The 21,009-nt window shown below is 51.2% G+C and carries 18 protein-coding genes and 1 pseudogene; 7 read left to right on the forward strand and 12 right to left on the reverse strand.

Annotated elements, in window-relative coordinates; genetic code table 11:
- From JTI85_RS21795 to syd, 5 genes and pseudogenes are all read right to left on the reverse strand, one after another.
- Nucleotides 1–64, reverse strand: a pseudogene (locus tag JTI85_RS21795) (glucarate transporter domain protein); the annotation flags it as partial.
- 346 nt (nt 65–410) lie between these two features.
- Nucleotides 411–860: a flavodoxin gene (locus tag JTI85_RS17670; protein ID WP_005130932.1), complete on the reverse strand. Its 450-nt coding sequence runs from the start codon at nt 858–860 to the stop codon at nt 411–413.
- 19 nt (nt 861–879) lie between these two features.
- Entirely contained in the window at nt 880–1,662 is a 783-nt protein-coding gene (truC, locus tag JTI85_RS17675; RefSeq protein ID WP_061068487.1) for a tRNA pseudouridine(65) synthase TruC, read from the reverse strand.
- Nucleotides 1,662–1,991: a YqcC family protein gene (locus tag JTI85_RS17680; RefSeq protein WP_048213080.1), complete on the reverse strand. Its 330-nt coding sequence runs from the start codon at nt 1,989–1,991 to the stop codon at nt 1,662–1,664. Before JTI85_RS17680 ends, truC begins: the two co-directional genes overlap by 1 nt.
- A 633-nt stretch (nt 1,992–2,624) precedes the next feature.
- Complete coding sequence (gene syd / locus JTI85_RS17685; protein WP_200044847.1) at nt 2,625–3,170, reverse strand: SecY-interacting protein; 546 nt, start codon at nt 3,168–3,170, stop codon at nt 2,625–2,627.
- Between the two features lie 68 nt (nt 3,171–3,238).
- On the opposite strand from syd, the gene queF reads away from it, so the two are divergent.
- From queF to xni, 5 genes are all read left to right on the forward strand, one after another.
- On the forward strand, nt 3,239–4,087 hold the full coding sequence (gene queF / locus JTI85_RS17690; RefSeq protein ID WP_048213082.1) for an NADPH-dependent 7-cyano-7-deazaguanine reductase QueF: 849 nt from the start codon (nt 3,239–3,241) through the stop codon (nt 4,085–4,087).
- 113 nt (nt 4,088–4,200) lie between these two features.
- On the forward strand, nt 4,201–5,565 hold the full coding sequence (gene ppnN / locus JTI85_RS17695) for a nucleotide 5'-monophosphate nucleosidase PpnN (RefSeq protein WP_005130941.1): 1,365 nt from the start codon (nt 4,201–4,203) through the stop codon (nt 5,563–5,565).
- Between the two features lie 559 nt (nt 5,566–6,124).
- Nucleotides 6,125–7,414 carry an HAAAP family serine/threonine permease gene (locus JTI85_RS17700; RefSeq protein ID WP_003034073.1) on the forward strand — a complete coding sequence of 430 codons (1,290 nt, stop codon included), beginning with the start codon at nt 6,125–6,127 and terminating at the stop codon, nt 7,412–7,414.
- A gap of 53 nt (nt 7,415–7,467) precedes the next feature.
- Nucleotides 7,468–8,835, forward strand: coding sequence for an L-serine ammonia-lyase (locus JTI85_RS17705; protein WP_048213084.1), 1,368 nt, complete (start codon nt 7,468–7,470; stop codon nt 8,833–8,835).
- Nucleotides 8,836–8,986: 151 nt separating this feature from the next.
- Nucleotides 8,987–9,742: a flap endonuclease Xni gene (xni, locus tag JTI85_RS17710; protein WP_048213085.1), complete on the forward strand. Its 756-nt coding sequence runs from the start codon at nt 8,987–8,989 to the stop codon at nt 9,740–9,742.
- Nucleotides 9,743–9,817: 75 nt separating this feature from the next.
- On the opposite strand, the gene fucO is transcribed toward xni, so the two are convergent.
- The 7 genes from fucO to JTI85_RS17745 form a co-directional block, all read right to left on the reverse strand.
- On the reverse strand, nt 9,818–10,966 hold the full coding sequence (gene fucO, locus JTI85_RS17715; protein ID WP_219351818.1) for a lactaldehyde reductase: 1,149 nt from the start codon (nt 10,964–10,966) through the stop codon (nt 9,818–9,820).
- 27 nt (nt 10,967–10,993) lie between these two features.
- On the reverse strand, nt 10,994–11,641 hold the full coding sequence (gene fucA / locus JTI85_RS17720) for an L-fuculose-phosphate aldolase (RefSeq protein ID WP_005130946.1): 648 nt from the start codon (nt 11,639–11,641) through the stop codon (nt 10,994–10,996).
- 142 nt (nt 11,642–11,783) lie between these two features.
- Nucleotides 11,784–12,782 carry a LacI family DNA-binding transcriptional regulator gene (locus JTI85_RS17725; RefSeq protein WP_061068493.1) on the reverse strand — a complete coding sequence of 333 codons (999 nt, stop codon included), beginning with the start codon at nt 12,780–12,782 and terminating at the stop codon, nt 11,784–11,786.
- 66 nt (nt 12,783–12,848) lie between these two features.
- Nucleotides 12,849–14,429: an FGGY-family carbohydrate kinase gene (locus tag JTI85_RS17730; protein WP_115642952.1), complete on the reverse strand. Its 1,581-nt coding sequence runs from the start codon at nt 14,427–14,429 to the stop codon at nt 12,849–12,851.
- A 53-nt stretch (nt 14,430–14,482) separates the two neighbouring features.
- On the reverse strand, nt 14,483–15,433 hold the full coding sequence (locus tag JTI85_RS17735; protein WP_061068495.1) for an ABC transporter substrate-binding protein: 951 nt from the start codon (nt 15,431–15,433) through the stop codon (nt 14,483–14,485).
- A 73-nt stretch (nt 15,434–15,506) separates the two neighbouring features.
- Nucleotides 15,507–16,490 carry an ABC transporter permease gene (locus JTI85_RS17740; RefSeq protein ID WP_003034055.1) on the reverse strand — a complete coding sequence of 328 codons (984 nt, stop codon included), beginning with the start codon at nt 16,488–16,490 and terminating at the stop codon, nt 15,507–15,509.
- Nucleotides 16,491–16,493: 3 nt separating this feature from the next.
- Complete coding sequence (locus JTI85_RS17745; RefSeq protein ID WP_219351819.1) at nt 16,494–17,993, reverse strand: sugar ABC transporter ATP-binding protein; 1,500 nt, start codon at nt 17,991–17,993, stop codon at nt 16,494–16,496.
- 464 nt (nt 17,994–18,457) lie between these two features.
- On the opposite strand from JTI85_RS17745, the gene fucI reads away from it, so the two are divergent.
- Together fucI and JTI85_RS21580 are read left to right on the forward strand one after the other, a co-directional pair.
- A complete protein-coding gene (fucI, locus tag JTI85_RS17750; protein WP_219351821.1) occupies nt 18,458–20,233 on the forward strand; it encodes an L-fucose isomerase in 1,776 nt (591 codons plus the stop codon).
- A 122-nt stretch (nt 20,234–20,355) separates the two neighbouring features.
- Nucleotides 20,356–21,009 (forward strand): FGGY family carbohydrate kinase (locus tag JTI85_RS21580; RefSeq protein ID WP_255574864.1); only part of this gene is annotated, 654 nt, incomplete at its 3' end.

Raw genomic sequence — 21,009 nt, forward strand, 5'->3', positions numbered from 1 at the left:
CTATCCAGTAGCGAGCGTTAGTGCGTTTTTCCGCGCTGCTCGCCGCCTGACTTAATGAACTCATTGTTGCACTCCTGAATCGTGGCTTTCGCCAGTTCATTCTGTACAGCACCTGTAGGGTGATCAGAATGAGAGGTTAGTGTGTGGCAGTTTTGGTACAGCTCAGGGCCGTTTTATTCTGACTCGCTGCCTTTTCGGGAACTGACGGGAAAAGTATATGAAGGAGTGCCTCTTACCCTCACCGTGCAAAAACACAACATTGCGAGGGGTGAATGAGGTTGTTTATGGCATAAGCCTAAGGGAATGGAAGATGCTTCACGAAATTGGCGTTTGAGGGGGATTTATTGCCGGGTAATGGCGACGCCTTACCCGGCTTATGATTCGAACTGTGCGGATGGTTGGGTAATATTCTATTTGAGGAGCGTTGCCCAGTGTTCTACCCAAGGGTTGGATTCGCTTTCCGGTTCCGGATGTTCACCGGCATCAATCAGCAGCATCTCACCTACACGCTGGGCGCTCTGTTCCTGCAAAAGCGCATCAAACTGCTTACCACCGCCGCAGAAATTGGCATATGAACTGTCACCGAGTGCAATAATGCCGTAGTGAACGTCGGGCTGATAACCCAGTTGGTCTTTAATTCCCTGAAACAGCGGCACGATGCTGTCCGGCAGATCGCCTTGTCCCGTCGTTGACGTTACGACCAGGATGTACTTGTCTTTGTACTTTTCCCAGTCAGCCAGTTCCGGATCTTCATAAACCGTAGCTTTATGCCCCTGATTTGCGAGGATAGCTTCGGCCTCTTCGGCAACCAGCAGCGCGTTTCCGTACATCGTGCCGACAAAAATTCCAATTTCCGCCATAACCGTAATCTCCTGGGACTTAAGAATCTATCTGCTTATCCTGACCTGACAGCCCGCTGAACTCAACCCTTTCATTCTCAGGGAGAAGTCCACGCCAGCCAAACTGTGATAACGCCTGCATCCAGACGTCATCCAGCCCGGCGCGAATAACCAGCGGTTCGCCGGTGAAAGGATGGGTCAGCGCAAGCTGGCTGGCATGCAGCATTAATCGCTGACAACCGAAATGCTCCGCGGCGCTGCGATTTTGTCGCAAATCACCGTGCTTGCTGTCGCCAATAATCGGATGACGCAAATGCGCCAAGTGACGTCTGAGCTGGTGTTTTCGACCGGTTTTAGGATCCAGCTCCACCAGCCCGTAACGGGTGGTCGGATAACGTCCGGTCGCCACCGGCATTTCAACCGTCGCCAGGCCGCGATAATGGGTTACCGCAGGCTGTGGGCCTTTGTCGTCACGGGCAAATTTATCGGCAATCTTGTCCAGCTCTTCCACCAAAGGATAATCCAGCACGGCATCATCCATCAGCCAGCCACGCACAATCGCATGATAGCGTTTTTGGATTTGATGCTGCTCAAACTGCTGTGCCAGCCGTCGTCCGGCCTCGCTGGACAGCCCCATCAACAGCACACCGGATGTCGGTCTGTCGAGTCGGTGGGCGGTAAAAACGTGCTGACCAATCTGGTCGCGCACCGTTTGCATTACCACCACTTTCTCATCGCGGTCGAGCCAACTGCGATGAACCAGCCAGCCCGAAGGTTTGTTGACTGCAACCAGCCATTGGTCCTGATAGAGAATCTCCAGCATCAGGCGTTATCACTGGTAAATAGCGCATCCAGATCCTGCAATGCAATCAGGATCACATCGCGCTGTGGATGATCGGCTGCCAGCGCCATTTCATAATATGGCGCAATAGCGAACGCTTCTGGAAGTGGCTGCGCATTATCAAGCAGCGCATGCATGCGGGGAATCAACACCCACTGCAGCCATTCAACCGGCTCCATGGTATCCATACAAAAAGGCTGCGTGCTGGAAAACAGATGCGCTTCTGGCTCATCCATCCGCCAGTGATTATGTTCACGCAGCAGTGCTTCAAGCGCATGCAACTGCTCGCGCACACGGTCATGAGTCGTCATGAAATTAACCTCAATGATGAAAAATCTGGCGCGAAGAATAGCACCAGTAGAAAGGAAATAAAAAAAAGGGAGCACTGTAAAAACAGTGCTCCCGGTTCGTTTCGCAGCATTCCAGCTACTTTTAGTGCTCCCTGCTCATCCGTGACAACTTTTCCTGTGGTCTTACGACCGCGTTCATCCTGAACTTTTGCATCCTGCTCACATCACCCCGATGTGAAAACTTCATCCTGAAGTGTCCTGGCCATCCTGACCCGCCGAACATCCTGACCGGCTCTCGTTCTCCATCCTGGAGGTGTCCTTTAACGCTTCCCGCGTTTTCCTCTTTGCTTCATCCTGAAACCTGTCCTTGCAGCACCGTCCTGGTGTGTCCTGCCGAAGTGTCATCATCCTGATGTTCACTTCGTTGTGCGACTCCTTGTCGACAGAGATAGAATCGCCTGTTTCGCATTGTCTTACAAGACACTTACAGACATACCCTAATGATTATTTTCATATGAAAGTTATCAATAAAACATTAACCAATTGAATTATAAATAGTTAACATTATATCGGTCGATGAAGTCTTTACTGATCACCTGGCAATCTCCTACAGGGTTTGTAAGAGATCTCTCACACGCCCTAGGGCAAACTGGATTACAGAACAGGCTTAAGTTGAGTAAGAAATTCCGCAAGCGAGGCCGCCAGAACCGTCCGTTTACGGGTTCCCAGCGTTTCCTTGCAGACTTCCCCAGACAAGTTGCACACTGAAATAACATCAAGTTCATTGTCCAGTGTGGCAATAAAAAGTGTAGGAGAGAGCTTAAGGCGTTTTTGCGTAACCAGGTGGCCGATCAGGTTTTCCTGTACGCGCCTGAAGTCATCTTCAGACCAGGTTTGCAGCAGAGTAAGTTTCTCATCCGCAAATTGTGCGCGCATGTCCCCGGCAAACTGGGTGGTATAAAACGCATGAACAGCGGGTTGTACCACAATATCAAAGGCGCGTTCAACCGCGTTTACATTCGGCTCGCCCACAAAAGGCTGCGGTTGCCAGTACACCGCATCGTTCGTGGAGGAGATGATGCACGGAGACGGTACGCCATACAGCTCTTCACTCAGCGGCCAACTGCCGTTTTTTTCATGCCATGCATCGCAATAACGCGTCGTAAAGGCTGCCAACGCCTGTGCTGTCAATTCGTCCACTGATTTCTCTCTTCACAAAAGCCAGGATACACTTGTCGCATAGTGTATCTGGTTTATGACGGTGAAACATGTCCTCTTATGAAAATCATCAGGCGCTTGACGGCCTGACTCTCGGAAAATCAACGGATTACCGGGATATTTACGACGCCAGCCTGCTGCAGGGTGTTCCGCGCAGCCTGAACCGCGACCCGCTGGATCTTAAGGCCGATAATCTGCCTTTTCACGGCGCCGATATCTGGACGCTGTATGAACTGTCATGGCTGAATGCCAACGGCTTACCGCAGGTTGCGGTCGGCCATGTGGAGCTGGATTACACCAGCGTTAATCTGATTGAATCAAAAAGTTTTAAGCTGTATCTGAACAGTTTTAATCAGACGCGTTTTGACTCATGGGAACACGTCCGTCAGACGCTGGAACACGATCTACGCGCCTGCGCGCAAGGTGATGTCAGCGTAGCGCTCTATCGTCTTGACGAACAGGAAGGGCAGCCGATAGCCCACTTCAATGGCACCTGTATCGACAATCAGGATATCGTCATCGATAACTACCAGTTCAGCACCGACTATCTGGAAAATGCCGTAAGCGGTGAAAAAGCGGTGGAAGAGACGCTGGTCAGCCATCTGCTAAAATCCAACTGCCTGATCACCCACCAGCCTGACTGGGGTTCCATACAAATTCAGTATCGCGGTCGCAAAATCGACAGGGAAAAGTTGCTGCGCTATCTGGTCTCCTTCCGCCACCACAATGAATTTCACGAGCAGTGTGTGGAACGCATTTTCAATGACCTGCTGCGTTTCTGTCAGCCGGAGAAACTGAGCGTATACGCACGCTACACGCGACGCGGCGGCCTCGATATCAACCCATGGCGCACCAACACAGATTTCACTCCCGCAACAGGCAGACTGGTGCGTCAGTAATCTTTTTTCTCAATTTTGCGTGTCGGATTCCGCGCACAAGGTTGTGAAAGGTCATAAGCCAGGGCTATTGTAATCAGTAGAGGATGATATCTCTCGTCCCGTAAGGAGTTTACTTGATTACACATATTAGCCCGCTTGGCTCAATGGACATGTTGTCGCAGCTGGAAGTCGATATGCTTAAACGCACGGCCAGCAGCGACCTGTATCAACTGTTTCGTAACTGTTCGCTTGCCGTTCTGAACTCCGGCAGTTTGACAGACAACAGCAAAGAGCTGCTGTCTCGTTTTGAAAGTTTCGACATTAACGTGCTGCGCCGTGAACGCGGCGTGAAGCTGGAACTGATCAACCCACCTGAAGACGCGTTTGTCGATGGGCGCATCATTCGCGCGCTGCAGGCCAACCTGTTTGCCGTACTGCGCGACATTCTTTTCGTCAATGGCCAGATCCATAACGCGGGTCGTTTCCAGCATCTGGATCTCGAAAGCTCGGTTCACATCACCAACCTGGTCTTCTCCATTCTGCGTAACGCCCGGGCGCTTCACGTCGGTGAAGCGCCGAACATGGTCGTCTGCTGGGGCGGTCACTCCATCAACGAGAACGAATACTTGTATGCGCGTCGCGTGGGCACTCAGTTAGGCCTGCGTGAACTGAACATCTGCACCGGGTGTGGTCCGGGCGCGATGGAAGCGCCAATGAAAGGCGCCGCGGTCGGCCACGCTCAGCAGCGCTACAAAGACAGCCGCTTTATTGGTATGACCGAGCCGTCAATTATCGCGGCGGAACCGCCTAACCCGCTGGTTAACGAACTGATCATCATGCCGGACATTGAAAAACGTCTGGAAGCGTTCGTGCGTATCGCTCACGGCATTATCATCTTCCCGGGCGGCGTAGGGACAGCAGAAGAGCTGTTGTATCTGCTGGGTATCCTGATGAATCCGGCCAACAAAGATCAAGTTCTGCCATTGATCCTGACCGGGCCAAAAGAGAGCGCCGATTACTTCCGCGTGCTGGACGAATTTATCGTGCACACGCTGGGAGAAGAGGCGCGCCGTCACTATCGCATTATCATTGACGATGCAGCGGAAGTCGCTCGTCTGATGAAAAAAGCGATGCCGCTGGTGAAAGAAAACCGTCGCGACACAGGTGATGCTTACAGCTTTAACTGGTCAATTCGTATCGCACCTGATTTGCAGATGCCGTTCGAACCGTCCCACGAAAACATGGCGAATCTGAAACTGTATCCAGACCAGCCTGTTGAAGTGCTGGCTGCAGACCTGCGTCGCGCATTCTCCGGGATTGTCGCGGGGAACGTGAAAGAAGTCGGCATCCGCGCCATTGAAGAGTTTGGCCCGTACAAAATCCACGGTGACCCTGAGATGATGCGCCGCATGGACGATCTCCTGCAGGGCTTTGTTGCACAACATCGTATGAAGTTGCCGGGCACTGCGTATATCCCGTGCTACGAGATCTGCGCATAACCTTCAACACCCGCTAGCAGCGCTATAGCGGTGACAGTTTTGTCCATATCAAAGCCGGATTTGGCGCTTCAGCCAACCGGCTTTTTTAGTGATACCAGTCACATAGCTCACGCAATAACATAAATATCAATTATCTTTCGTCTGGCGAGCCCCAAAACGCAAACGATTACCTCCCAGGGGAAACCGTGATTTATCACCGCAAATTATAATTAGTCATCAGAATTCACTAAAAACAACAGTTTTTATAGCGCAACCCTCGTATCTTCGCGCCCTGTCTTTCATGCCATATGTCGTTAATGTTAGCCTTCACGCCCGTAAATTCGCTTTGACTATTTTTTAACAGATTAATGGTCCAAATTTATCCACATAAAAGGTGGATTATTGCATTTGAGATCGCGATCACTGATACATTCATTACTTAAATGTATCTTTCCGCCCGAAAATTATTACGGCGAAAAATTATATAAAAATCGCTAAACGAATTTCGTTTTACAGTCGGGTATTTTTTCATTGGATTGAACCCAAACCCGACTTTTTAAGCTTCCTCCAGGAGAAACAGATGGAAAACACGCAAACCAGCACTATCGTTACGGGCCAGACCCGCAGCGCATGGCGCAAGACAGACACCATGTGGATGCTGGGCCTTTACGGCACGGCGATTGGCGCGGGTGTATTATTCCTGCCAATTAACGCAGGCGTTGGCGGTATGATCCCGCTGATCATCATGGCCATTCTTGCCTTCCCAATGACCTTCTTTGCTCACCGTGGTCTGACCCGCTTCGTGTTGTCCGGTAAAAATCCGGGTGAAGACATCACTGAAGTTGTAGAAGAACACTTTGGCGTTGGCGCAGGTAAACTGATTACTCTGCTCTACTTCTTCGCTATCTACCCCATTCTGCTGGTTTACAGTGTTGCAATCACCAACACCGTTGAAAGCTTCCTGACTCACCAGTTGGCGATTACGCCGCCGCCGCGTGCAATCCTCTCTCTGATTCTGATTGTCGGCATGATGACCATCGTGCGCTTCGGTGAACAGATGATCGTGAAGGCGATGAGTATCCTGGTATTCCCGTTCGTTGCGGCTCTGATGCTGCTGGCGCTGTATCTGATCCCTCAGTGGAGCGGTGCGATTCTGGAAACCATGTCTTTTGACTCTGCGGCAACCACCGGCAACGGCCTGCTGTTGACCCTGTGGCTGGCGATTCCGGTAATGGTGTTCTCCTTCAACCACTCCCCGATCATCTCCTCCTTCGCCGTGGCGAAGCGTGAAGAGTACGGTGATGAAGCAGAGAAGAAATGCTCCAAGATTCTGGCATTCGCTCACATCATGATGGTACTGACCGTTATGTTCTTCGTCTTCAGCTGCGTATTCAGCCTGACTCCGGCGGATCTGGCTGCAGCGAAAGAACAGAACATCTCTATCCTGTCTTACCTGGCAAACCACTTTAACGCACCGATTATTGCCTGGATGGCACCGATCATCGCGATTATCGCTATCACCAAATCCTTCCTCGGCCACTACCTGGGCGCACGTGAAGGCTTCAACGGGATGGTGATTAAGTCTCTGCGCGGCAAAGGCAAATCCATCGAAATCAACAAACTGAACAAAATCACTGCACTGTTCATGCTGGTAACCACCTGGATTGTGGCGACGCTGAACCCGAGCATCCTCGGTATGATTGAGACCCTGGGTGGCCCAATCATCGCGATGATTCTGTTCCTGATGCCGATGTATGCGATTCAGAAAGTACCGGCAATGCGTAAATACAGCGGCCATATCAGCAACGTGTTCGTTGTGATTATGGGCCTGATCGCTATCTCCGCTATTTTCTACTCTCTGTTCAGTTAATTCCCCTGCGCCGCTCTTCGGGGCGGCGCACCTCGATACACAATGGACGCCTCATGATTAGCGTATTCGATATTTTCAAAATCGGCATTGGCCCTTCCAGCTCCCATACTGTTGGCCCGATGAAAGCAGGCAAACAATTCACGGATGACCTGATTGCACGCGGAATTCTCACTGACGTAACCCGCGTAGTGGTTGATGTCTATGGCTCTCTGTCCCTGACCGGGAAAGGTCACCATACCGACATCGCGATTATTATGGGCCTGGCGGGTAATCTGCCGGATACCGTAGACATTGATGCTATCCCGGCCTTTATCCAGGATGTGAATACTCATGGACGTTTGCTGCTGGCGGACGGTCAACATGAGGTCGAATTCCCGGTTGATAAGTGCATGAATTTCCATACGGACAATCTGTCCCTGCACGAAAACGGGATGCGTATTACCGCACTGGCAGGCGAAAAAGCCATTTACAGCCAGACGTACTATTCCATCGGCGGTGGATTTATCGTTGATGAAGAACACTTTGGTTTGCCGAATAACAATCCGGTAAACGTGCCATATCCGTATACATCCGCAGCCGATTTGCAACGACACTGTCAGGAAACCGGACTATCACTTTCCGGCCTGATGATGCAAAACGAACTGGCGCTGCACAGCAAAGAAGAGCTGGAACAGCACTTTGCAAACGTCTGGGAAGTGATGCGCAGTGGAATTGAACGCGGTATCACCACCGAAGGCGTATTGCCGGGCAAACTGCGCGTTCCGCGTCGTGCGGCAGCACTGCGTCGTATGCTGGTTAGCAGTGACAAAACCACGACTGACCCGATGGCAGTTGTAGACTGGATCAACATGTTTGCGCTGGCCGTGAACGAAGAGAACGCTGCCGGTGGACGTGTAGTTACCGCCCCGACGAACGGCGCATGCGGGATTGTTCCTGCAGTGCTGGCGTACTATGACAAGTTTATCCGCGAAGTGAACGCTAACTCACTGGCACGCTATATGCTGGTCGCGAGCGCCATCGGTTCCCTGTACAAGATGAATGCCTCAATTTCGGGTGCTGAAGTCGGCTGTCAGGGTGAGGTCGGCGTGGCGTGTTCTATGGCGGCAGCGGGTCTGGCAGAACTGCTGGGCGGTAGCCCGACGCAGGTATGTATCGCCGCAGAAATCGGTATGGAACACAACCTGGGTCTGACCTGCGATCCGGTTGCCGGACAAGTTCAGGTTCCGTGCATTGAGCGTAACGCCATTGCATCGGTGAAAGCGGTGAACGCTGCTCGTATGGCGCTGCGCCGTACCAGCGAGCCTCGTGTATGCCTCGATAAAGTTATCGAGACCATGTACGAGACAGGTAAAGATATGAATGCCAAATACCGCGAAACCTCGCGTGGCGGTCTGGCGATGAAGATCGTTACCTGCGATTAATCCCTGGCGCAAACTTATCCGGCCTACAGTGCCACAGTCATTTGTAGGCCGGATAAGGCGTCAGCCGCCATCCGGCAAAATGTTGTTTCAGATCTTCGCCTCCCCCCACTGTGAATGTTACCCTACAGCCTGATTTATCAGGGAGAACACCGTGGCCGTCCATCTGCTCATTGTCGATGCACTCAATCTCATTCGTCGCATTCACGCCGTCCAGGGGTCGCCCTGCGTGGAGACGTGCCAGCACGCGCTCGATCAGTTGATTGTGCACAGTCAGCCCACACACGCCGTGGCGGTATTTGATGACGAAGCGCGCAACAGCGGCTGGCGTCACCAACGCTTACCTGACTACAAAGCCGGTCGCCCGCCAATGCCTGACGATTTACACAAGGAAATGCCCGCCTTACGCGCCGCTTTTGAACAACACGGCGTCTGTTGTTGGGTCTCGAGCGGGAATGAAGCCGATGATTTAGCCGCAACGCTGGCGGTGAAAGTCACCCAGGCGGGACATCAGGCCACCATCGTTTCGACAGATAAAGGTTATTGCCAACTGCTCTCCCCAACATTACGCATTCGCGACTATTTCCAGAAGCGTTGGCTGGACGCGCCGTTCATTGAGAAAGAATTTGGTGTAATGCCTCAGCAATTGCCAGATTATTGGGGACTGGCCGGGATCAGCAGCTCAAAAGTGCCGGGCGTTGCAGGTATTGGTCCCAAGAGTGCAACACAGCTACTCGTGCAGTTTCAGCATCTGGAAGGGATTTACGCACATCTGGAAGACGTGCCGGAAAAGTGGCGCAAGAAACTGGAGATGCACCAGGAGATGGCGTTTCTGTGCCGTGATATCGCGCGGCTGCAAACGGACTTACATATTGACGGAAATCTCCAGCAGCTACGGCTGGCACGGTAGTCTTATTGCCGGATGGCGCTGCGCTTATCCGGCCTACGCATCGTCCCTCCAGTAGGCCGGATAAACGCCAGGTGATTACCAGGCGGTATGGTAAAGCTCGACAATATCGGCAATGCTTGCTTCACGCGGATTACCGCCAGTGCAAACATCGTCAAATGCCGCCTGCGCCAGCGCAGGAATATCTTCCTTACGTACCCCCACATCACGTAAGTGCGGCGGGATCCCCACATCGCGGTTAAGCGCAAACACAGCATCTACCGCAGCCTTACGCGCCTCTTCCAGCGTTAAACCTTCCACTTTCACCCCCATCACCCGGGCGATATCGCGGAATTTCTCTCTGGTGTATTCGGCGTTGTAGTGCATCACGTGCGGTAACAAAATGGCATTGGCGACGCCGTGCGGAGTGTTATAAAAGGCCCCTAGCGGGTGTGCCATCCCGTGCACGAGCCCCAGACCGACGTTTGAAAATCCCATTCCGGCAACGTACTGACCCAGCGCCATTGCCTCACCAGACTGGCTGTCACCATTAACAGAGCCGCGCAACGCCCCGGCAATGATCTCAATGGCTTTGATGTGCAACGCGTCAGTGAGTGCCCACGCCGCCCGCGTAATATAACCTTCAATAGCATGGGTCAACGCATCGACCCCGGTCGCCGCTTTTAACGCGGCAGGCATACCATCCATCATATCGGCATCAATAAACGCCACCTGCGGAATGTCATGCGGATCGACACAGACAAATTTACGCCGATTTTCTTCGTCCGTGATCACGTAGTTAATGGTCACTTCCGCCGCCGTCCCTGCCGTCGTAGGGATTGCCATCACCGGTACGCTCGCAGCACGTGTTGGCGATAACCCTTCAAGGCTGCGTACATCGGCAAACTCAGGGTTATTGTGGATAATGCCAATCGCTTTGCAGGTATCCTGCGGGGAGCCGCCGCCTATAGCTATCAGATAATCTGCGCCACTTTGCTGAAAGACTCCCAATCCCTCCTTCACCACTGCAATTGTAGGATTTGGGATCACGCCGGAATAGATTTCCCACGGCAAACCGGCGGCATCCATACGGGATGTCACCTTATCGACAACGCCGCACTGTACCAGGTTTGCATCGGTGACAATCAAAGCCTTGCGATAACCCCGACGGATGACCTCGTCCGTTAATGCCCCAACAGCTCCCCGGCCAAACCATGCCGTTTCATTCAGAATCATTCTGTTCGCCATCGTATTTCTCCTTTTCGCTATGCGAAATTACTCTTCAATTCGTAATCCGTAAGATTTGAATTTCTCCAGCACAATGGCGATCTCTTCGTCATCCAGCACCGGCACCGGGTCGACAATCGCCAGGGTGCTTAGATAAAGGCGGGCCAGGACTTCGACTTCATGCGCCAGCCATAGTGCTTTTTCCAGATTCGCTTCACAGGCAATCAACCCGTGGTGCTGCAACAACGTTGCCTTACGGCTTTTCAGCGCGACGCTCACATGCTCTGACAGCTCTCGTGTACCAAACGTCGCATACGGCGCACACGGGATAGAGTTCCCCCCAGCCGCGGCAATCATGTAATGGATTGCCGGAATAGGACGGTTCAAAATCGACACGGCGGTACAATGAATCGCATGGTTATGAACGACTGCATTGGCATCCGGGCGCGTCTGATAAGCCGCCAGGTGAAAACGCCATTCACTGGAAGGTAATTGTCCTTTATCATATTTGCCGTCGTTATCTACGAACACGATCATGTTTTCAGTGAGTCTTTCGTAAGGGATACCGCTGGGTGTGATCAGCATTCCATTTTCATAGCGCGCACTTACATTTCCTGCGGTCCCCTGATTCAACCCAAGACGGGTCATTTCAAGGCAGGTTTCGATGATTTCACGTGATAAACGCATTCTTTCCATAATGATTCTCCGGGTACAGTTGCCCCTCGTCTTTATTGCGAAAAAATGCAGCCGCAGAGTAAGACGGGTCAGGTTTCAGGTATGAGCAGCCACTGAACACATTTATTCAGATTCAGTTGGCCGATTTAGTTAGTGCGACGAATTATTGTTGTCTTACGCGCTTAATTAGTTTCATCTCAACTTTTACAGTTTCTTTAATGGGCTGGTCATCAATAGCACTCATCATCATAGCGAAAGCTTTTTCCGCCCAGACATTTTCATCCTGCTGCATCGACCAGACATTATTCGCGAGGAATCCCAGCATGGGATGTTCATCAAATGTCCCGATATTAATATCCGGTGGAATCACACCGAAACGATTGCGAATAGCAATGACGGCACCTTCCAGTACAGGTAATGATGAGGCAATAAACGCCTGCGGACAGCCCTGTTCGTTGATCAATTTATCCATCAACCGATAACCACCATCCGGCGTATTATCCGGACCTTCACGCACCCAGTCACGATGAGAAATTCCATTATTATTCAACGCGTTAAGGTAACCTTTTAAACGATCGCCAATACTGGGCAATCCGGTATCCCCGACTAAAAACCAGATCGGAGATTTGCCTGCATCAAACAAACTTTGCGTCAGCTTTTCACCGCCTAAAATGTTATGACTTTCAACCAGCGCGTTATCGGTATACTTAAAATCCCTGTCGAGTAGCACCATCGGTTTTCTGACCTGACGCAAATGGTGTTGCTGATTCTCTAATGTTGAAGGAACAATAAACAGGCCATCAACATTACGAGCTATTAACGCTTTCGTTAATTTGTTTTCGTAATCAACATCATCGTAGGTACAACTAATCGTTAATTGATATCCAGAACGACGACAACGTTGTTCAAGTTTCTCGGCCAGTGTGGCAAAAAAGACGTTAGATATATTGGGTACAATCAGCCCCAACGTATCTGTTTTATTCAGTTTCAGGCTGCGGGCTGAATGGTTTATGACATAACCATACCGTTCAACGTATTCATTAATACGCGTTTGGGTTTTGACACTGATACGATATTGCTCAGCCTTCCCGTTCAGCACCAGTCGCACGGTCGTCACCGATAAATTCAGATCGCTGGCTATCTGTTCTACTGTTTTAGCCATTTATATGTCCCAGTTCACATCCAAAAACGTCAATTCACAATCATAAAAGTATTTTAAACTTTTGTCTTACTGCATAACCTGGTTAAGCGCCTGCTGTTGATCCCACATCATCAGATATGCCTGGTATTTACGGTCATAGAAGTCCTGTCGTGCCGGATTCGCTTTAATCACCCCACCTGGGCAAACCATCGCCCGGCAGGCGGAGGGAACATCTGCCCACACCCCGCTGGCCACTGCACCGGTGATAGCCGCACCTAACGTCACCGCATCTTCTTCCTGCATAAGATGAATATCGCATCCGGTGGCGTCTGCATACTCTCGCAACCACAGAGGATTGTGTGTTGCACCGCCACATAGCGTCAGTCGAGAAATGGTATGACCGTTTTCGCGCATCACTTCCATAATGTGTCGCGTGCCGCAGGCAATCGCCTGTAATGTCGCCAGATACAGACGAGCAACCTGCATCTCACCTCGTTCAAGCGTCAAACCGCAAACGCTGCCCCGGGCATCGGGTCGTGCACGCGGGGAACGGTTACCGTGGTGATCAGCCAGCACATGCAGATAACGACCAGGCTCAGACTCTTGCTCCTCAAGTGCGGCAACCCATTCATTAACTAAAACGATGGGATGGCAGCCCCGGGCCTCAGCTTTGTGAAACAGCTCAGCGCTGGCACCCGACTCCTGAAGCGTCCAGTCAACCAGCGCCCCAGCCGCGCTTTGCCCCCCTTCCGTCAGCCAGTAACCAGGCAGCATAGCGGACCAGTACGGCCCCCATACACCCGGTGTATGAATCTCCTGCTCGCTGCACAGCATATGGCAATTTGATGTTCCGCTGATCAACGCCAATGTTCCCGCAGGCTCGGCACCGGCAAGCGCCACGCCACCCGCATGCGCATCAATCATGCCACTGGCGACTACCACCGCTGTCGTCAATCCCAGCGCCTGTGCCGCATCGGGGCTGAGCGTCCCAACGGCCGCGCCCGGGGGCAGGATCCGTGACGGAATTTTGTTCAGTAAATCAGTTAATTCAACCGCATCCAGCAGGGAGTGGCTAAAGCGTTGCTCATGTGCCAGATAGTTCCATTTACAGGTTAAAGTACACAGACCAGCAACATCACAAGCGGTGGCTTTCCAGACCAAAAAATCCGCCAGATCGTAGAAGCGGTGTGCACTCTGCCAGGTCGCGGGGAAATGTTTTTTTAGCCACAACACTTTGGGTAGTTCCATTTCGACACTGACTTCACCACCGACATAACGCAACGCCGGGTCCTGTGTAGCGTTGATACGCTGCGTCTCCTGCACCGCACGATGATCCATCCACATGATGATGTTATGGTCTGACGGTTCACCAGGTGAAACCGCCAGACCCTGCCCCTGTTCATCCAGAGCCACTAACGAACAGGTGGCATCAAACCCCAGCGAACGGATCTCCTCAACGCCAACCCCGGCTGACGACACAGCCTCCTTCACGGCATGGCAAACCTGCTGCCAGATTTCGGCAGATGACTGCTCTACCCGCTCGGGGCCAGGTCGAAACTGCGAGATAGGGAATGTCGCAAAAGCCAGCCGTTTGCCACTGGCATCAAAAACACCAGCCCTGACACTGGCGGAACCGACATCCACTCCGAGGAAATATCCACTGCTCATAGTAGCTCCCTGACGCTGGCTAATAATGGGGCGAATGTACCGCCCCCGCGGTCTTATTTTTTACCGAATGGGTGCAACAGCTTGTCGATTTCCGGTGTATCAATGTTCTGCGCATTAACAAATTTCACCGGAATATCAATTTCTTTCGGTACTGACTGACCTGACACGGCCGCATTCAGCGTCTTAATACCCTGATAGCCAATCTGGTACGCATCCTGTACAACAAAGCCCTGGATCACGCCAGATTTCAAGAAGGCAATGATTGCTTCGGTGCTATCAAAACCAATCACCTTCACTTTACCTTTCAGGTTTTGGCTATCAATGGCGTTCGCCACACCCAGCGTTGAGCCTTCATTGGTGCCGTAGATCCCGGCAATATCGGGGTTTGCCTGGATCATATCGATGGTTTTATCCATCGCTTTTTGCGGATCGCCATCACTGTACTGAACCGGCAGAACTTTGATATCCGGATATTTTTCCTTCATTCTGGCCACAAAACCTTCCGAACGTTCAATTGCGGAAGAAGTTCCAGCCACGTGCGCTATAATGCCGACTTTCCCTTTGCTACCCACTTGTGCAGCGAGAGCATCTGCCGCTTCAGCCCCTGCTTTACGGTTATTCGTTGCCACAAAGCTGACAGGAATGTCAGAATTTACGCCTGAGTCAAACGTCACCACCTTGATGCCGCGTGAATTCGCTGTTTCCACTAATGGCGCAAGCGCATTGGCGTCTAATGCCGCCAACAGCAACCCATTAGGTTTTTGCGCCATTGCGTTTTCAACCAACTGAATCTGCTCGGCAATCTGAGTTTCATCGGCAGGCCCAACATAGCTGGTCTTATCGCCCAACTCTTTCGCTGCCGCTTCGGTACCCATTTTTACGGTCTGCCAGAATTCATGCTGGAAGCCTTTACTGACCACAGGAAGGTTCATATCTTTAGCCAGTGCGCTGGATGTCATGCAGGCCAGCAGGGATAACGCATAGACAAAATTCCTGGTTCTCATTGTTTTACTCCGTTCTGAGTGAGTCACCCTAAACGTCAGGGTTATGTTGTCCCGTGACTTCCGGGTGCGTAAATCAACGAATTTTTTTGCGTAAAGTGTCGAGATAAACCGCGGCGATAACGACTACGCCCATGGCCACCATTTGCCAGAACTGCGAGACGCCCATCAGGTTCAGGCCATTTTTCAACACGCTCATAATGAATGCGCCGATAATGGTGCCGCCAATAGTGCCAATCCCCCCCATCAGGCTGGTACCGCCAATGACCACCGCAGCAATGGCTTCCAGTTCATAGCCCACGCCGACGGTCGGCTGGCCCGAGTTCAAACGAGAGGCCAGAATGACCCCGGCAATCCCGGTCAGCAGACCACAAAATGCGTAGACGAAAATTTTCACGCGCTGGACTTTAATCCCGGAAAGATGCGCAGCAACCTCATTACTGCCCACGGCATAGACATAGCGGCCAATCACCGTTTTCTTGAGGATATATGCGGCGATCAGTGCGACAACCACGAGGTAAAAAACGGGGTAAGGCAGCACATCGAACAAGCGTCCCTGCGCCAGCATCTTGAAGGTGGGATAATCAGCAAAGTAAATTGCCCGGCCGTCAGTCATTACCATATTGATGCCTCTGACGGACATCATCAGACCCAGGGTGGCAATAAAGGGCGGAATAGTCATTTTAGTGACCAGCAATCCATTGATATAGCCGCATAATCCACCCGCCAGCACACCCGCCAAAATACATACGGGCAGAGGTAATCCCAGCGTGGCGCTGATACCTACCGCAACACCAGAAAAGGCCACTACCGAGCCAAGAGAAAGGTCGATTCCTGAAGTGATAATGACGAAGGTAACGCCAATCGCCATGATGCCAATCACCGAGGTTTGCAGGGCAATTGTCATAATGTTTTCAGTGTTAAAGAAGAAAGGTGATCCAAAACTAAAAAATATCACCAGAATAATCAGACTCAAAAGCGGCGCCAGGCGCATTAAAAGCTCTTTGTTAATTTTTATTTTCTTATTATTGCTGTCTGAAGAGGTTACAGAGATAGTCATAAATTAGTCCTCTAACGTCGCATATTGCATGATTTTTTCTTGTGTGGCGTCATCAGAAGCTAACTCTCCGGTAATACGCCCATTACGCATAACTAAAATGCGATCGCACATACCCAGCACTTCCGGTAATTCAGAGGAAATCATGATAATTGATTTCCCTTTTGCCACCAGTCGATTCATTAATTCATAAATTTCAAGTTTGGCTCCCACATCAATACCGCGGGTGGGTTCATCAAAGATGAGAATGTCGGTGTCTTTGCATACCCATCTGGCAATAATAATTTTTTGCTGATTACCGCCACTTAAATTCAACGCAGCCTGTTCAAGATGCGGCGTCTTAATACGCAGTGCTTTCACCTGCTCTTCGCTGGTTTGCTGACAGCGTTTGCTATCCACGTTGCCATATCGGTTGGAATATTCGGGGTAATTTCCTAGCATAATATTGCGTTCAACGGACAATCCTAATGCCAGGCCCTCTTTTTTTCTGTCCTCGGTTAAGTAGCTAATACCCTGCTGGATGGCATCAGGAATATCCTTGATTACCGTCTCTTTACCGTTCAACTTGATGGTTCCGCTGTCGATAGGATCGGCACCAAAGATGGCCCGTGCCAGCTCAGTACGCCCGGCCCCCATCAGCCCGGCAAAACCTAAGATTTCCCCCTGATGCAAGGTAAAATCGATATTGTTCAGTACGCCTTTGCGCGTCAGGCCACTGACTTCCAGCACCGGTTTACGCTGGGGTTGCGGCTCCCGACGGGGATAGATATTGCCAAGGTCACGCCCAACCATCATGGCAATCAGGTCGCTGATTTTGACCGAATCATAATCCACGGTGGCAATAAACTGTCCATCACGCATGACGGTAGCGCGATCGGCTATCAGCGCCAGTTCCTCCAGTCGGTGCGAGATATAAACGATGCCCGTTCCCTGTTCTTTAAGTAAGCGTGTAACCCGGAATAAACTGTCAATTTCGGTTTCCGTCAACGCCGCCGTTGGTTCATCCATAATAAGAATCTTGGCATTCACCGATATCGCTTTCGCAATCTCAACCATTTGTTGCTGAGCAACAGTAAGATCGGCAACCAGCATGTCTGGGGAGATATTCAGGTTTAATTTTTGCAAAATATCGATCGCAGCCTGCCGCTGTTGTTTCTCATCCAGACGCCAGCGATTATTTTTGCAAAACTCCCTGCCAATAAATATATTGTCTTCGACCGTCAGTTCAGGAAAAAGGTTAAACTCCTGATGAATAATGGTGATACCTACGCTTTGTGCGCTCAATGGGTTTGCAAACGAAACGGGTTGGTTCTCAAAAATAATATCCCCTTCATCAGGTTGATATACACCGGATAAAATTTTCATCAGGGTAGACTTTCCCGCGCCATTCTCCCCCAACAGTGCATGAACCTCACCTTTGCGTAAAGTAAAATCCACATTACTCAACGCTAATACGCCGGGAAAACGTTTCGTAATATGACTCATCTGTAAAAATGTTTCAGACATTGCTGCTTTCCTCAATATACAGAAACTGTAATCAGTGAATCAGGCGAAAAACAGCGTTGCCAGGAAGCCATCGTCACCGTTAATGCGAATGTGTCTACAAGATCATATGCGTTTTATCAACGATGCTAACTCGAGTTAGCGATTGCCTTTTAAAGCTATTTTAGCTGCCAAAAATAGCCAAATCATTTGGTTTAAAACTGTGACACTGAACAGACAATTTATTTTATCTTATTAATTTAAAAAGAATTTAATGAAAAAATCTGTATTTGTTTATTTGACGCAGATCGAATTTTAACCACTTCTCGTGAGGCTTCTCACAGTTCCATAACAAAAAAGTTGTGCAAAAAACTCTCTAATACCTAAGCTAACTCGAGTTAGCAAAAATGGGTAATTCAGCCAACTGCGACAGTGGTGTCCGACATCCGCTTTTGCAGCACGGCATAAAGTGAGATGAGGAACCTCGAATGAAAAAAAATAGTTTACCGAAAATCGGTATTCGTCCGGTGATTGATGGGCGTCGTATGGGTGTACGCGAGTCGCTCGAAGAACAAACCATGAACATGGCAAAAGCCACTGCCGCACTGATTTCCGAGAAACTTCGTCATGCCTGCGGGGCACAGATCGAGTGCGTTATCGCAGACACCTGTATTGCCGGATTGGCTGAATCTGCCGCCTGTGAAGAAAAATTTAGTAGCCTGAACGTCGGCGTGACAATTACCGTCACGCCGTGTTGGTGCTACGGCAGCGAAACTATCGATATGGACCCTATGCGCCCGAAAGCCATCTGGGGTTTCAACGGGACGGAGCGTCCAGGTGCCGTGTATCTGGCTGCAGCACTGGCTGCACATAATCAAAAAGGGCTTCCCGCCTTCTCTATTTACGGTCATGACGTGCAGGATGCAGGTGATACCACTATCCCTGCCGATGTTGAAGAAAAACTGCTGCGTTTCACTCGGGCAGGTTTAGCCGTTGCCAGCATGAAAGGTAAAAGCTATCTGTCCGTCGGCGGCGTTTCAATGGGAATTGCAGGCTCTATTGTCGACCATAACTTCTTTGAATCCTGGCTGGGAATGAAGGTTCAACCTGTTGATATGACCGAATTGCGTCGTCGCATTGACCAGAAGATCTATGACGAAGCGGAGCTGGAAATTGCCCTGGCATGGGCGGATAAACATTTCCGTTATGGCGAGGATCAGAACGCACAACAGTATAAGCGAAATGAAGAACAGAGCCGTGCAGTGCTGAAAGAGAGCCTGCTGATGGCCATGTGCATTCGCGACATGATGCAGGGTAACCAGAAACTGGCAGAGAAAGGCCGGGTTGAAGAGTCGATGGGGTACAACGCGATTGCCGCCGGTTTCCAGGGCCAGCGCCACTGGACGGATCAATATCCAAACGGCGACACCGCCGAAGCGTTGCTCAACAGCTCATTTGACTGGAATGGCGTGCGCGAACCGTATGTCGTCGCCACCGAGAACGACAGCCTGAACGGTGTCGCAATGTTGTTTGGCTACCAGCTCACCGGCACGGCACAGGTCTTTGCTGATGTACGAACCTACTGGTCACCGGAAGCAGTAGAGCGCGTCACAGGTAAACCGCTGACCGGTCTTGCGGAGCACGGCATTATTCACCTGATTAACTCCGGCTCTGCGGCACTGGATGGTTCCTGCAAACAGCGTGACAGCGAAGGCCAGCCAACCATGAAACCACACTGGGAGATCTCACAGCAGGAAGCAGATGATTGCCTGGCGGCGACGGAATGGTGTCCGGCGATCCACGAGTATTTCCGAGGCGGCGGCTACTCTTCCCGTTTTCTTACCGAAGGTGGCGTACCGTTCACCATGACCCGCATCAATATCATCAAAGGTCTGGGTCCAGTGCTACAAATTGCGGAAGGCTGGAGTGTGGAATTACCGAAAGAGGTACATGCTCAGCTTGATGCTCGCACCAACTCTACCTGGCCAACAACCTGGTTTGCACCGCGCTTAACCGGCAAAGGTCCGTTCAGCGATGTCTATTCCGTAATGGCTAACTGGGGTGCCAACCACGGTGTGCTGACGATTGGTCACGTTGGTGCGGACTTTATTACGCTCGCCGCCATGCTGCGTATTCCGGTGTGTATGCACAACGTGGAAGAAGAGAAGATCTATCGCCCTTCCGCATGGGCGGCGCACGGTATGGACAGCGAAGGCCAGGATTATCGCGCCTGCCAGAACTATGGCCCGCTATATAAGCGTTAAACATCGAGCGATTGCCTGATGGCGACGCTTACGCATCTTATCAGGCCTACGAAGCGCACGGTTTTGTAGGCTGGATAAGGCGAAGCCGCCATCCGGCAATAGGTAATCTCCCAGGAGCAATTATGAAACAAGAGGTTATCCTGGTCCTTGACTGTGGCGCGACCAACGTGCGGGCTATCGCTGTTGACCGCCAGGGAAAGATTGTCGCTCGTGCGTCCACCCCAAACGCCAGTGACATCGCGGCAGAAAATAGCGCCTGGCATCAGTGGTCCCTCGACGCTATTGTGCAGCGCTTTGCCGATTGCTGCCAGCGGCTCTCCGCGCAACTGGCCGCCTGCCAGGTCCGTGGGATCGCCGTCACCACCTTTGGCGTAGACGGCGCATTGGTTGATCAGAACGGCAAGCAACTGTATCCGGTAATCAGCTGGAAATGCCCACGCACCACGGCAGTAATGGAGAATATCCACCGCTACATGCCGCCGCAGCAGTTGCAGGAAATTTCCGGCGTCGGCGCGTTCAGCTTCAACACGCTGTACAAGCTGGTATGGCTTAAAGAGAATCACCCACAATTGCTGGAACAGGCACACGCCTGGCTATTTATTTCATCACTGCTCAACCATCGCCTCACCGGTGAGTTCACCACAGATATCACCATGGCCGGTACCAGTCAGATGCTGGATATTCATCAGCGAGATTTCAGTGTTGATATTTTGCAGGCAACCGGGATACCACGCCGACTGTTTCCACGTTTAGTTGAAGCGGGAGAGCAGATCGGA

This window comes from Citrobacter sp. Colony219 (assembly GCF_019382635.1).
GTDB lineage: Bacteria > Pseudomonadota > Gammaproteobacteria > Enterobacterales > Enterobacteriaceae > Citrobacter > Citrobacter youngae.

Coding starts and splice junctions, on each gene's coding strand:
- JTI85_RS17670 (WP_005130932.1), bottom strand. CDS start 860: ATGGCGGAAATTGGAATTTTTGTCGGCACGATGTACGGAAACGCGCTG.
- truC (WP_061068487.1), bottom strand. CDS start 1,662: ATGCTGGAGATTCTCTATCAGGACCAATGGCTGGTTGCAGTCAACAAA.
- JTI85_RS17680 (WP_048213080.1), bottom strand. CDS start 1,991: ATGACGACTCATGACCGTGTGCGCGAGCAGTTGCATGCGCTTGAAGCA.
- queF (WP_048213082.1), top strand. CDS start 3,239: ATGTCCTCTTATGAAAATCATCAGGCGCTTGACGGCCTGACTCTCGGA.
- JTI85_RS17700 (WP_003034073.1), top strand. CDS start 6,125: ATGGAAAACACGCAAACCAGCACTATCGTTACGGGCCAGACCCGCAGC.
- JTI85_RS17705 (WP_048213084.1), top strand. CDS start 7,468: ATGATTAGCGTATTCGATATTTTCAAAATCGGCATTGGCCCTTCCAGC.
- fucO (WP_219351818.1), bottom strand. CDS start 10,966: ATGGCGAACAGAATGATTCTGAATGAAACGGCATGGTTTGGCCGGGGA.
- fucA (WP_005130946.1), bottom strand. CDS start 11,641: ATGGAAAGAATGCGTTTATCACGTGAAATCATCGAAACCTGCCTTGAA.
- JTI85_RS17725 (WP_061068493.1), bottom strand. CDS start 12,782: ATGGCTAAAACAGTAGAACAGATAGCCAGCGATCTGAATTTATCGGTG.
- JTI85_RS17730 (WP_115642952.1), bottom strand. CDS start 14,429: ATGAGCAGTGGATATTTCCTCGGAGTGGATGTCGGTTCCGCCAGTGTC.
- JTI85_RS17735 (WP_061068495.1), bottom strand. CDS start 15,433: ATGAGAACCAGGAATTTTGTCTATGCGTTATCCCTGCTGGCCTGCATG.
- JTI85_RS17740 (WP_003034055.1), bottom strand. CDS start 16,490: ATGACTATCTCTGTAACCTCTTCAGACAGCAATAATAAGAAAATAAAA.
- JTI85_RS17745 (WP_219351819.1), bottom strand. CDS start 17,993: ATGTCTGAAACATTTTTACAGATGAGTCATATTACGAAACGTTTTCCC.
- fucI (WP_219351821.1), top strand. CDS start 18,458: ATGAAAAAAAATAGTTTACCGAAAATCGGTATTCGTCCGGTGATTGAT.